The organism is Bradyrhizobium sp. CCGB01, from assembly GCF_024199795.1.
Lineage (GTDB): Bacteria > Pseudomonadota > Alphaproteobacteria > Rhizobiales > Xanthobacteraceae > Bradyrhizobium.
On the sequence record NZ_JANADK010000001.1, the window covers coordinates 4,826,859 to 4,840,148 of the forward strand.

General features: G+C 65.6%; 8 protein-coding genes. 1 reads left to right on the forward strand and 7 read right to left on the reverse strand.

What is annotated here, in order from left to right; genetic code table 11:
• Nucleotides 1-22 precede the first annotated feature (22 nt).
• Together NLM25_RS22175 and NLM25_RS22180 are read right to left on the reverse strand one after the other, a co-directional pair.
• On the reverse strand, nucleotides 23-1,393 hold the full coding sequence (locus NLM25_RS22175; protein WP_254119035.1) for a M23 family metallopeptidase: 1,371 nt from the start codon (nucleotides 1,391-1,393) through the stop codon (nucleotides 23-25).
• A 110-nt stretch (nucleotides 1,394-1,503) separates the two neighbouring features.
• Nucleotides 1,504-2,193 carry a peroxiredoxin gene (locus tag NLM25_RS22180; protein WP_254138388.1) on the reverse strand — a complete coding sequence of 230 codons (690 nt, stop codon included), beginning with the start codon at nucleotides 2,191-2,193 and terminating at the stop codon, nucleotides 1,504-1,506.
• Between the two features lie 204 nt (nucleotides 2,194-2,397).
• Between NLM25_RS22180 and NLM25_RS22185 the strand changes: the two genes are divergently transcribed.
• Complete coding sequence (locus tag NLM25_RS22185; RefSeq protein WP_254141239.1) at nucleotides 2,398-6,210, forward strand: AsmA-like C-terminal region-containing protein; 3,813 nt, start codon at nucleotides 2,398-2,400, stop codon at nucleotides 6,208-6,210.
• Between the two features lie 29 nt (nucleotides 6,211-6,239).
• Here the strand turns inward: NLM25_RS22185 and NLM25_RS22190 are convergent, their stop codons facing one another.
• The 5 genes from NLM25_RS22190 to NLM25_RS22210 form a co-directional block, all read right to left on the reverse strand.
• Nucleotides 6,240-7,304, reverse strand: coding sequence for an NAD(P)/FAD-dependent oxidoreductase (locus tag NLM25_RS22190; RefSeq protein ID WP_254138389.1), 1,065 nt, complete (start codon nucleotides 7,302-7,304; stop codon nucleotides 6,240-6,242).
• Nucleotide 7,305: 1 nt separating this feature from the next.
• On the reverse strand, nucleotides 7,306-9,198 hold the full coding sequence (locus NLM25_RS22195; RefSeq protein ID WP_254138390.1) for a LodA/GoxA family CTQ-dependent oxidase: 1,893 nt from the start codon (nucleotides 9,196-9,198) through the stop codon (nucleotides 7,306-7,308).
• A gap of 121 nt (nucleotides 9,199-9,319) precedes the next feature.
• Entirely contained in the window at nucleotides 9,320-11,014 is a 1,695-nt protein-coding gene (locus NLM25_RS22200) for a methyl-accepting chemotaxis protein (RefSeq protein ID WP_254138391.1), read from the reverse strand.
• Nucleotides 11,015-11,367: 353 nt separating this feature from the next.
• On the reverse strand, nucleotides 11,368-11,811 hold the full coding sequence (locus tag NLM25_RS22205; protein WP_254119043.1) for a DoxX family protein: 444 nt from the start codon (nucleotides 11,809-11,811) through the stop codon (nucleotides 11,368-11,370).
• A 220-nt stretch (nucleotides 11,812-12,031) separates the two neighbouring features.
• Complete coding sequence (locus NLM25_RS22210) at nucleotides 12,032-13,279, reverse strand: MFS transporter (protein ID WP_254138392.1); 1,248 nt, start codon at nucleotides 13,277-13,279, stop codon at nucleotides 12,032-12,034.
• Between the last annotated feature and the right edge of the window lie 11 nt (nucleotides 13,280-13,290).

The following is a 13,290-nucleotide window of genomic DNA, read 5'->3' on the forward strand; positions in this document are numbered from 1 at the left end:
CTCAAAAGAAACGAGCGCGGGCCTAGCCTGCGCTGAGCCGCACGCCGGCGCGCAGGAATTTCTGCGGATCAACCGCTTCGCCGTCGATGCGGGTCTCGTAGTGCAGATGCGGGCCGGTGGAGCGGCCGGTCGAACCGACGAGACCGATGACCTGACCGAGCTTTACGATCTCGCCGACCTTGACGTTGATCTCGGAGAGATGGCCGTAGCGGGTGGAGAGCCCGTTGCCGTGATCGACTTCGACCATGCGGCCGTAACCACCGGACCAGCCGGCCGAGACCACCTTGCCGTTGGCGGTGACGCGTGCGGGATCGCCGGTGGCGGCGCGGAAGTCGAGCCCGGTATGCATCGCGGGACGACCGAGGAACGGATCGCTGCGCACGCCGAAGCCGGAGGTGAATTCGACCTCGCCGATGACGGGCTTGCGGTAGGGCACCAGCGCCAGCGTGCGGTTGAGACGATCCATCTCGGCGCGCGTGGTGTTGATGCGGTTGAGCTGCTTCTCGAACGGACCTGCATTGGCCGTCAGCTTGACGGGCACGAAAGGACCGCCCATCGCGGAGCGCGGCACGGCGGCTTCGAGGCTGGCGAGATTGAGGCCGAGATCGCTGACGACACCGCGCATCCGGCGCATGCGTGAATCCATGCTTTCCTCGACGGCGCTGAGCGCCGCCATCTGGCGACGCTCGACCTGGTCAAGCGAGGTCGTGAGCCGGACCAGGACGTTGTCGAAACCCTGGTTCTTGGCGAATTGGCTGGTCGGCGGCGCCGCGACGGCCGGGGCGCGCGACTCGAGCCGCGCTTCGCGATCGGGGGGTGCCACGAAGATCACGGTGTCGCTGATCGGCGACGGCTTCGGCGTACCCTGCGTGGTGCCCTGGCTCGAATCGCCGCGCTGCGGGGCCGAGCGGGGAATTGATCCGGTCACGTCAGGCATGGCCCCGAGCGCCGTGGCCCGGGACTCCAGCGCCGTCTGGCGCTTCATGATCTGGTCGAGCTTCTGGTCGAACTGCTCCTGGTCGAGCAGCTGCCGGCTGGTGGTGCGGTCGACCTTGGCGCGCAGCTCGGCGATGCGGTCCTCATAGGCGTACTGCATCTCGGCCTGGCGCGCGATCAGCCGGGTCAGGACGTCGTCGCGGAAGGCGAAATAGGTGGCGGTCGCGGCCGACCAGAGCCCGAGCAGCACGACGGTGCCGACCACGATCCAGAACACCACAGGCCCCAGGCGAACCTGCTTGCCATGATGGACGATGGTATAGGCGTCATCGGCGTCGGTTGCGGGCAGGGGAATCGCGGCTGCCACCGCGGCGGCGGGCCGGCGCTGGAAGGCCCGTCCGTGGTCGTGCGCATGATGTTGGGGGTACTGCGAATATTGGGCAGAACTTTTCGACATCGGCACTCCCGCGCCGGTCGGATGAGTCCGTACGGCCTAATTGCCGCAGCAATCTGGGCCGGTCATGGTTAATTTTCCGGAAACGGAACCGCTCGAACTTAAGGGATTGGTTAAAGGCTTCTTGCCGCTTCCAGCACCGCGTCGGCGTGGCCGTCGACGCGGACATTGCGCCAGACCTTGGCCACCTTGCCGTCGGTCCCGATCAGTATCGTGGTGCGAAGAATTCCGAGGAAGCTCTTGCCATACATGGACTTTTCGCCCCAGGCCCCGAACGCCTCCAGCATCTCGTGCTTCTCATCCGAGATGAGGGGAACGCCGAGACCGTGCTTGTCGCGGAACTTCTCCTGGGCCTTTAACGGATCGGCGGACACGCCGAGCACCGCCGTGCCGGCCGTGGCGAAAGCGTCCGCCAGCCGGGTGAAGTCGATGGCCTCCCTGGTGCAGCCGGGCGTGTCGGCACGGGGATAGAAAAACAGGACGAGCTTCCGGCCGGCATAATCCGACAGCGTGACCACGTCGCCGCCATCGCGGGGCAGGCGGAAGGCGGGCGCCTTCTGGCCCTCGATCAGGACCGCCTTCGCGCCTCCGGGCGCGGCGGCTGATTTGGAGGAATTTAACTGTTTCGATGCGGCCTTATGTGATCCTGCTTTTGCTAAGGTCCCGGTTGATTTGCTCGCCGGCGTCCGCTGTGTTTTCGCGGACTTTGTTTGAGTCGTTGCCCGCTTGGTCGGAGCCTTCTTTTTAGCCGTTGCAATGCCGGAGGGCGTTTTGGACGATTTCTTTCGGGATTTCTTGGACATACGCCTTCCTTTCGACGCTTTCGGCGGGTCAACCAAAGCGGTATTGCAGCTCTCGTCCGGTGTGCCGGAATCGCGCCCTCGGCTGGGCAAGTCTGACGACGCCGGAGTATGGTTACAAGGAATTACACGCACCACCCCACTGCTCGTTGAACGCGCTTCCGGGGCGAAATGACCAACAGCAGGAATATTCGAGGTATGGCGGCAATGCCGGCGCGGGGAGCTTCGCTTCCCGTGGATGGCTGCGGTCCCGGCGGCGCTCAATCCTACGACGGGCGCCTGTATCGAGAGGCAATGGCAAGGAATACGTCGCCCCAGGACTACAATCGGGATTTCGATCGGCGCGGCGGCCAACAAGAGCCGCAGGAATGGGACGATGCCGACTGGGATCCGGATCAGGAAGCGGCGGCGGGCCATCGGGCGCGCCGGCTGTTGTCGCGTTCCAGTTCAGGCTTCCATCGCTTCGGTGACGGGTTTGGGGCGTTGCGCCGCTGGCTGGGCGGCGGCCGCTGGCTGAAGCGGCTGGCCATCGTGGTCGGGGCTCTCGCCGTCATCTTCGTCGGCTGCTTCGGCGCGCTGTGGTGGCGGCTTGGCGCAGGTCCCATCAATCTCGACATCGCGACGCCGTGGCTCGCCGCCGCCATCGAGGACAATATCGGCCACGGCAACACCGTGGAGGTCGGCGGCACCCAGATCGAGCGGGCCGGGCGAGTCCGCATCGCCGTGCGCATCCGAGACATCATCGTGCGCGACCACGACCACGTCATCGTCGCCACCGCGCCGAAGGCCGAGGTGAAGCTGTCGGGTGCAGGTCTCCTGATGGGGCATTTGCGCGCGGAAAGCCTCAACCTCGTCGATGCCGAGCTCGCGATCCGGATCGCGCCGGACGGCACCGTCACCGTGTCGGCCGGCGACACCGCAAAGCCGCTGGCCACCGGTGTCGCATCCAAGAAGGACGCGGGCCTGCCACCGACATTCCCGCGCAACGGTGTTCCGCCGCCGCCCTTTGCCACGGCGCCTGCGGGCCAGGACTCATCCCAAGCCGCGTCGCAAGCCGCACCGCCGGCAACCGCGCAGAGCGGCATTCTTCAGGGCCTCGACTGGCTCGACAGCCTGAGCATGACCGGCCTCGACGGCCAGAACCTCAACGAGATCGGTCTGAAGAACGGCAATCTGATCGTCGACGATCAGCAGCGCGGCAGCAAATGGACGTTTGAGAACATCACGCTCAGCCTGCGCCGGCCGAGCCACGGCGGCGTCGCGCTCAGCCTCGGCGAGGAGGGCGCGCGCCCGTGGTCGCTGCGTGCCACGATCGGCCCTGCCGAGAACGGCGTGCGCTCGGTCGACATCCGCGCCGACAAGGTCTCAACCGCCAACATCCTGCTGGCGCTGCGGGTCAAGGACCTCACCTATACCGCCGACCTGCCGCTGACCGGCGAGCTCAAGGGCGAGCTCGGCCGCGACGGCGTGCCGACCTTCTTCCGCGGCAAGATCGCAGTCGGCTCGGGCAACATCATCGACACCGACACGCCTGACTATCCGATGGCGATCGACTCCGCCGAGATCAACATCGAGTGGGACGCCAATCGGCGCGTGCTGGTCGCTCCGTTCAAGATCCTCTCGGGCGCGAACCGGCTGACCCTTCTGGCCCATCTCGAGCCGCCCAACGGCACCGTCAACGACTGGCAGCTCGGTTTCAGTGGCGGCTCGATCCTGCTCGGCGGCATCGACAACGAACCGCCGCTGGTCTTCAACCGGATCGCGATCGGCTTCCGCTTCGACACCGACCACAAGCGCATGCTGCTGACGCAGGCCGATATCAGCAATGGCGAGATCGGCGTCGCCGGCACCGGTGCCATCGACTATTCGGGCGAGCCGCGGCTGACGCTGGGCTTTGCGGGAACGCCGATGTCGGCCTCCGCGCTCAAGCGGATGTGGCCGACGCTTGTCGTGCCCGAGTTGCGCGAATGGGTGATCGAGCGGATCGAGCGCGGCACGCTCCAGCGCATCGAGATCGGTGTCAATTCGCCGACCAGGAACCTTCCGCGCAAGGGCCCGCCGATTCCCGACGACGGCCTGTCGGTCAACATCGTGGCGAGCGGCGTTGCGGTTCGCCCCGTGGACGGCATGCCGGTGGTGCACGATGCCGATTTGAGGGCGCGGGTGACCGGGCGCACCGCGACCGTGAATATCGGGCAGGGCATTGCCGATACGCCGGCGGGCCGCAAGGTCACGATCTCCGACTTCGTCTTCGAGGTGCCGGACATGGCGCCCAAGCCCTCGCCGTCGCGAACCAGGTTCCGCGTCGACGGTCCGGTGCCGGCTGCGGCCGAAATGCTCTCCAATGATCGCCTGAGCGACCTGTCGTCGACCGTCGTCGATCCCAACACCAGCAAGGGGACGTTCACGGCCAACATCCAGCTCGGCCTGCCGGTCAAGGGCGAGCTGACCAAGGCCGACACCACCTACGCTGTGACCGCCGATCTCAACGGCTTTGCCGCCGACAAGCTGGTGATGAACCAGAAGCTCGAGGCCAACAACCTCAAGATCGTCGCCAACAACCAGGGCTATCAGGTCAAGGGCGACGTCAAGATCAATGGGCAGGCGGCCTCGCTCGACTATCGCAAGCCCACCGAGGGCGATGCTGACGTCAGATTGCAGGCGACGCTGGACGATGCGAGCCGTGCGCGCCTCGGCTTCGATCTGAGCCCCGCTGTCAGCGGATCGCTGCCGATCAAGCTGTCGGGCAAGATCGCCAGCGGCCCCGACCAGACGACCAAGCTCGGTGTCGAGGCCGACCTGACCTCGGTCAAGCTCGACAACATCCTGCCCGGCTGGGTCAAGCTGCCGGGCAAATCGGGCAAGGCCAGCTTCAAGGTGGTGCCGACGGCACAATCGACGCGTCTGGAGGACATCGTCATCGAAGGCGGTGGCGCCTCGATCAAGGGCTCGCTGGAAGTCGATCCGAGCGGCGATCTCATGAACGCGAACTTCCCGGTCTATGCGCCGTCCGACGGCGACAAGACCACCTTGAAGGTGGAGCGTGGTCAGGACGGCGTGGTGCGGGGAACGATGCGCGGGGACGTGTTCGACGGCCGCGGTTTCCTGAAGTCGGCGATCTCGGGCAATTCCAAGGACGACGGCAAGAACAAGATGAAGAACGTCGATTTCGACATCGACGTGAAGCTCGGTGCCGTCGCTGGCTTCAACGGCGAGGCGATGCGCAGCGTCGATGCCAAAATGTCGCGGCGGAACGGCACGGTCAAAGCCTTTACGCTGAACGGCAAGATCGGCCGCGACACGCCGGTGGCAGCCGATTTGCGTGGCGGCCGCGCCCAGGGCAACCGCGAGGTGATCTACCTCCAGACCAACGATGCCGGCGCGCTGCTGCGCTTCACCGACACCTACACCAAGGCAGTCGGCGGCCAGATGGTAGTGGCGATGGAGCCGCCGACGTCGGAGCCGAACACCTCGCGCGAGGGCCTCATCAACGTCCGCGATTTCACCGTGAAGGGCGAGGCGCAGCTCGAGCGCGTTGCCGCCGGCGCGCCGAACGGCACCGGCAACGGCGTCTCCTTCAGCGCGCTGCGCGCCGAGTTCACGCGCCAGAACGGCGCGCTGACGATCCGCGACGGCGTCGTGAAGGGCCCGATGATCGGCGCCACCATCGAAGGCTCGATCGACTATCCCGGCAACCAGGTGTGCATGAGCGGCACCTTCGTGCCGATGTATGGCGTCAACAACATCTTCGGCCAGATCCCGCTGTTCGGCATCTTCCTCGGCGGCGGCAACAATGAAGGATTGATCGGCGTGACCTACGAGGTCGTCGGTACGCCGGCCGCGCCCGTGATGCGCGTCAATCCGATCTCGGCGATGGCGCCGGGTCTGTTCCGCAAGATCTTCGAGTTCAACACCGGCAAGCAGAACTCGCCGTTCGACGAATTCCCCTCGCAGTCGAACGACGGCTCGACCGGATCGACGCGTCAGCTATCGAGCGGCTGCAACCTCGCGCGGCGATAGCGGCGAAGCTGCATTTATTCACGGATCGGTCAGACTGTGTGACGGCGTTTCCAGAACGGTGCGTCCGCCCACCGACGTTCGAGCGCGTACCAGGCGCTCTCGGCTCTCAGAAAATGGCTGCGCACGGAGGCAACGTCACGGGCGTAATCGTCGAGTGCGCTTGCCTCGCCATCGAGCCAGCGGTTGGCGGCCTCCGCGGCCGATAGGCCAAAATAGAGCGCGTTGAAGAGCCCCTGGGCGGACAGCGGGTCGCAGGCAAGCGCAGCGTCTCCTGTTGCGATCCAGCCCTCGCGGACCGGAGACTCCGGCCAGGCTGAATGAGCGGCGCAATAGCCCGTTTCCGGCGCGTTCCACGCCGCGTCGCCGAGCAAAGCACCCAGCATCGGCAGAGCGCGGGCCCTGCGAAGCAGTGCGCGCGGCGTCGCTGCGGTTTTGGCTGCGGGCAGGTCGGAGTCGGTATGAAAGGCAAGCAGTCCCTCTCCAGCCGGCAACGCCGAGCAATACCACCAGCCTTCAGCCTCGGCTTCGATCTGGACGACGCCGGCGGGCAGCGTAACGCCGGACGCACGCAGCCAAGCGCAGCTCAGTTTCCCCCGTCGCGTTCGCGTCGCCGTCCCGAGACGCGAGCGCCGTCCCGATGCGTCGATGATCAGGCGGGCCCTGACGTCCACCCCCTTGGGCCGATCGAGCGTGACGGCGAAGCCTTCGCTCTCCCGTCGCACCGCGATGGCGCGCGCGGTGACTGCGGACGCGCCGCGCGCGCGGGCGGCTGCGCGAAGACGATCCTCGAACAGTCGCCGGTCAATTTGCCACCCGTGCCCATCGGGATCGGCGATGCTGTCGCGAACCACCGGCGTCGGGTCTCCCCAGGCACTCCGAAGCGCGTGTCGCGGTGTGTGACTGTCCGCCAGGAATTGGTCCAGCAGACCCATGTCGGCAAGGAGGCGACGCGCCGCGCCCGGAATGGATTCTCCGATGCGCTGTTCAGGGGCAGGGGCCGGATCGACCAGCAGGACTTTCCGGAACGGCGCGAGGTTGAGCGCGACGGTCGCACCCGCCGGACCGGCACCGATGATGATCGCCTCAGCGTCCACGCTATTTGAGGTGAACGGGGAGTCCGCCGGGATAGCGGCGGACCTTCTCGATGCCGGAAATGTCGACGTCTGCGCGCGACAGGCCGGCGGCGGCGAGCTGAGCGCGCACCGCTCCGGTCGCGGGGATGACATCCGGAATCGGCTTGTGCTGATCCTCGACCTCGATCACGGACGGAAATTGATCCGTATCCTTGGGCCCCGGTCGCGCCTCGACCACGCCAAGGTGGTCGAAACCCGCGATCATGTTGTTGATCTGGTCGGTGTAGCTGGTCCTGCCGAGCGGCGCGATCCAGCGGGCCCGGGCCGCGAACGCCGCCTTGCGACTTTCCATCGGCTGTTTGGGGTCCATCACGATGTCATAGTTCTCGACCGTCAGCACTTCATTCGGCACGCGTGCGGGCCAGAAGGTCGGCGCATAGGGATCGTAGGTCTTGTCGTAGCCATTGCGGCAACTGGCGGTATCGGTCTGCCAGGGAACGGCCATCCAACGGGTGATGTCCCCGGCCTGTTGTCCGGCCAGCGGCCCGTGGGGAATTTGCGCGCCGTCCAGATTGAGGATCGGTCCGAGGTCCGGCGCGATCCAGCCGGGCGGAGCGTGCGCGATCCGGAACGCAGCCATGTAAAGTGTCGCGCTGCGCATCGGCCACGTCATCTCGCATCCCGGGTGAAATGCATCGGCAAGGCAGAACTCCAGCGCGCCGCGCGTCAGCAAGTCGCCCTGATCTTTCAAGGGTGCGTCTTCTATCCGTTGCGGGGGCTGGTGCGCCGGGTCGAAATCCGCATCGAAATCGCCGCCCGCCCATTGCATCAGCATCGACAATTGGAGATCGGTCAGAGCAGCATATTGCCGTGGCGTCGGCGCCGGCGGGATGTTCATGGCATCGCCATAGAGCCACGGCCACGGCTTGGGCGACCATGAATCGACGTCGAAGCGGCGAAACGTGTTGGCGATGGTCCGCCGCAATTCTTTCTCGTTGTCGTCGGCGCTGGACAAGCGGGCGAGGGCCTGCGGCGAGATGAGATCGAAGGCGCCGGCCCATCCGAAGGCGGCCGCGAACGCGGCGTTCACCCACTGAAGGCCATTCATGCGTTGCAGGATCGGCAGGATGTCGTTCGTGAAGGAGGGACGCTGCGGCGCCGTCAGCATGCTGGCCGTCACCGCGACGTCGCGCATGAGGTCCCACATCGTACGCACGGATTTGCGGAGCGGTCCGTAATCCGGTGGCGCCACGACGACCCAGGCGGGCGTGACCTCGAGCTTTCGGCCGGACAAGGTCACCTCGGCCGTGACCGGTCCGTCGGACACGTCGTCGAACCAGCCTTCGTTGTTGGCGAAGGTGATGGCCCAGCTCCCGTTTGCGGATGCCGAGACGCCGTGTCCGCCCAATACGATCAAGCGTGCGTCCGCATCGGTGGATATCTCACCGAGATAGACGGTGCGTCCCATGAACGCGCCGGTATCGAATGCCTTGGCCTTCGCATTGCGGCCCGCAACGCTGCGGGGACCAGGCCGGATCGCGAGCTGGGTCCGGTCGGCGACCGTGGCATTGCGAAGCGTGGTCGGCATCGCAGACGCAGCCTCCGGAATATCCAGGGCGAGCTGGAATCCGTACCAGGCGGCCTTGGTGTTCGCGAGTTCGACGTGCCACGTGACATCGGCGGTCCGATCGGCGCCCATCAGCTCGCGGACGATCTCGCCGGATGCGTTGACACCATAGATGCGGAAACGCGCCGCCTGTCGCTTCAGCGCGCCCGTCGCATCGCGATAGGAGCCGACGGGAAGTGGAGCCGGATCGGGTGTTTCCGGGCCGACGAACCATTCGTTCCGGCTGGTGCCAACTCGTGCAACGCCGATCGCCGGATAGATCACGGCGCGAACAATGTCATCGCTCATTGACGTCCTCCCTTTGGCGTCGGCATTGAAGGCTGCGCCAGAGGGAGCGTCAACAGAAATATCTATCTTTGCGTGTGTCCGGTTCGTGACACGCGCACGATATGGTTTTGGGGCGCATGGGCTACGCGGCGCGCACGCCCGCCAGGAAGGTGCCGACCTCGCCGGAGAGCTGCTCGGCCTGCTTGGAGAGGTTCGAGGCGGCCGCGAGCACCATGCCGGCCGCGTTGCCGGTCTCGTTCGCCGCCGTGCTGACGCCGCCGATATTGGTGGTGACCTCCTTGGTCGCCTCGGCGGTCTGCGAGACGCTGCGGGCGATCTCGGCGGTGGCGGCGCCTTGCTCCTCGATGGCAGCGCCAATCGAGGTGGCGATGCGGCTGACTTCCTCGATGGTGGCGGTGATGCCGCCGATCGCGTCCACGGCCTCCTTGGTCGCGCCCTGGATCTGCGCGATCTTGTCGCCGATCTCGCGGGTGGCTTCCGCGGTCTGGCTCGCAAGCGACTTCACCTCGGAGGCGACGACGGCAAAGCCGCGGCCGGCTTCACCGGCACGCGCAGCTTCGATGGTGGCGTTGAGGGCGAGCAGATTGGTTTGCGCCGCGATGCTGGAGATCAGCTCGGCGACGTGCTCGATCTGCTGGGCGCCGTCCGAAAGCGCGCGGACGATGGTGTCGGTGCGGCGGGCGCTGTCCACGGCGCGGCCGGTCACTTCGGCGGATTGCGCGACCTGGCGGCTGATCTCGGTGATCGAGGAGGAGAGCTCCTCGGCTGCGGCGGCGACCGTCTGGACGCGCTGGCTGGCTTCAGTTGCGGCCGAGCCGACTACGGCGGCGCGGCGGTTGGTGCCCTCGGCCGTGGATGACATCGACTTGGCGGTGGTCTCCAGCTCGCCGGAGCCCGAGGCCATCAGGCCGACGAGCTGGCCCACGGACGCATCGAAGCGATCGGCGAGCGAGATCAAGGCATCACGCTTCTCCTGCTCGCTGCGGGTCTTGGTGGCGACCTGCTCGGCTTCGAGCGTGCGCGCGGTCAAGGCGGTCTGCCGGAGCACTTCGAGGGTCTCGGCCATGCGGCCGATCTCGTCGCCGCGATCGGTTTCCTCGACCGGCTTGTCGATGGCGCCGTCGGCGATTTCCTGCATGCGGGTCTTCTGGCGGTCCAGTGCGCTCAGCACGTCGCGGGCGATCAGCCAGGACAGCGTGGCCATCAGCAGCATCAGGCCGAGGCCGACAGCGGCAAGCTCCAGCGTCAGCGCGCGCACGTCGGCGTCGATGTCGTCGACATAGAGGCCATAGCTGATCGTCGCGTCCCAGGGCGCGAACTTGCGCGCGAACACGGTCTTGCGCACGGCCTCGGTCTGGCCGGGGCGGGGATAGAGGTAGGAGGTCACGCCGCCCTGGGCATTCTGGGCGGCGACGTTGATGATCGCGTCGGCGATCATCACGCCGTTGGAGTCTTTCGCGCCGGTGATCTTGCCCTCGAGCTGCTGATTGGCGCCGTTCACGAGCAGCGAGGTGTCGGGATTGTAGACGACGGGATAGCCCTGGCCGCCGTTGAAGCTCATGCGCCGTCCGCGCATGTGGAACTGGGCCTTGGCCTCGGCCTGCGTCAGCTTGCCGGCGGTGACGTCGTCCTGAACCGACTGGGCGAGGTTGTAGAGCATGTCGACCGCGGTCTTCATTTGCTGGACCCGGTCCTCCATCATGCGGCTCTTGCTGAGGAAGGCCGATACCGCGATGATGGCTGTGACTGTGAGAGCCGCAAGGCAGACCATGCTGGCAAGCTTGGTGCGGATCTTCAGGTGGCTCAGCAGCTTCATCGCAGCCTCTACGAAATGGTTGTTATTGCTCGCATCGGTAGCATGAAGTTCTTACCAATCATGAACATAGGCATGCGGCGGCCCGCCGCGCGCGTGAGCGCTCGCAGCCCTATGCGCAAACGTGCAGGCAAACCGACACACGTCGGCGCAGGCCAGTCCACGCGCTGGAGAAGATCGATCTTGGACTTTGGTAATTATCCAGCCCTGCCGGAGCGGCCATGAACCGATTCGTTCACCGCCTCATCATGTCCGTGCTGCTGGTCGCAGCCCTCGTTCTCATCTGGAACGTCCTGGGCTCGCGGTAGATGACACCGGCAAGGCGCCGGTGCCATCCGTTACTTGTGCGCCGTGCGTCAGCGCCGCGCGAACGCGCCGCCGGTCGAACCGCTTTCCTTGCCCATCGCAGCATCGACGCTGATCGGACCGCCGCCGGCGGCCGAAAGGTAGAGGCAGGCGAAGCAGAACAGGATCGCCGCGGTGCCGCCATTGAGCAGCGGCAGGAGCACCGGTGTTTCGCCCTTGAGCATGTGTCCCATGAAGTAGGCGAAGGCCATTTCGCCCGAGAGAATGAAAGCGGCAAGGCGAGTGAAAAGGCCGATCATCAGCAGCCCGCCGATCACCAGTTCAAGCGTTCCGGCCGCGCCGTAAAGTGACATCAGTTCGACTTTGGCGAACATCGGTACAGGCGGGAACTTGAACAGCTTGGCGATGCCGTACTGGAACAGCAAGAGGCCGGTGATGAAGCGAAACAGGCTCAAGAGAACCGGCTGAAAGCGAGTGAGATAGGGAAAGTTCATTGGTTTGTGCCCTCCATCCAATGCGCGACTTGGAACGTATTCAGTTCGGCCTCGCAAGCCACCTGCGATTGATTCCGCGCTGACATTTTCGTCATGTAGGACAAAACACCGCAGTTTGTCCCTTCACTCCGGTTGCGCCGGATTTTTTTCGCACGCGGCTCTCGCATGTCGTCCGTAATTTTCCGGTGACGTCGAGGGGTGCAGGTTACGTCGGGGAGACCTACTCCCGCAAGGCGGGGACAATCAGGAATGGAATCATTCCGAGGATCACGCTCGCAAGTGCGAAGACGAGCAGGAGATTGTAGCCGTGCGTGACGTCGTGGATGAGGCCGCCGCTCCATGAGCCGAACGCCGAACCCAATCCGCTGCCGATCGAGATGGTGCCGAAGATGGTGCCGACGCGCCTGCCGCGAAAGATCTTCATCGCGGTCGCGGTGATCAGCGGGCCGCGCGAGCCCATCATGCTGCCGAAGCAGAGGACGAATCCGGTGAGCAGGATGATGTTCGGATAATACTGAAGCAGCCAGAGCAGGGCGATGCCGATGATCGAGATCGCGTAGCTGAGCAGCACCGACGGCCGGCGTCCGATCAGCCCGTCGAGCGCGGAGACGCCGAGCATGCCGAACACCAGGACCACGCCCGAAAAACCCCAGGCGGTCGCGGCCTGGAGCGGCGGAAAGCCGGCGTCGATGAGATAGGCGACGATCTGCGCGGCGATCGCATACATGCCGACCGCGGTGAAGAAGAAGGTCGAGAACAGCGCCCAGAAGGCGTGGTGACGCATCGCGCTCACAAGCGTCCAGCCGTTGTCGACGAAATGCGGATCGGTCTTCTTCGCGACATGCGGCGAGCCCGAAGCGAACGACCGCCACGGCAGCAGCATGAGCGGCACCAGCAGGCCCAGGGCGGCGAGGCCGAACAGCTGATAGGTCTCGCGCCAGCCGAGATGGTCGATCAGGAGCTGCGAGGCCGGCAGCAGTGCCAGCACGCCGCCGCCCATCGCCGAATAGACTACCGCCATCGCGGTCGGCAGCTTTGGGCCGAACCAGCGGCCGAGCAGGATCGAGTTCGGCACATTGCCGATGAAGGCGACGCCGATGCCGACGCAGAGTCCGATCGAGAGCTGGAATTGCCAGAGCGCCTGCGCGTGCGCTGCAATCAGGAAGGCCGAGCCGAGCAGGAACAGTCCGAGCGCGTAGACGATGCGCGGTCCGGAATGATCGAACAGACGTCCGACCAGCGGCGCCGTCAGTCCGCTGATGAGCCAGGTCAGTGAATAGATCGAGACGACCTGCGCGCGATCCCAGCCGAAGTTTTCGGAGATCGGCTTGAGGAAGACCGTGAAGCTCTCGCTCAGGCCGCGACCGAGCACCGCGAGCGTGAAGCAGAGCGCGAGCACCACGAGCGCGGTTCGCACGGCGCTCCGTTGATCACCCGCGATTTGTTCCCTGGGCGTGTTCTGATCCATTGTTCGTCAGG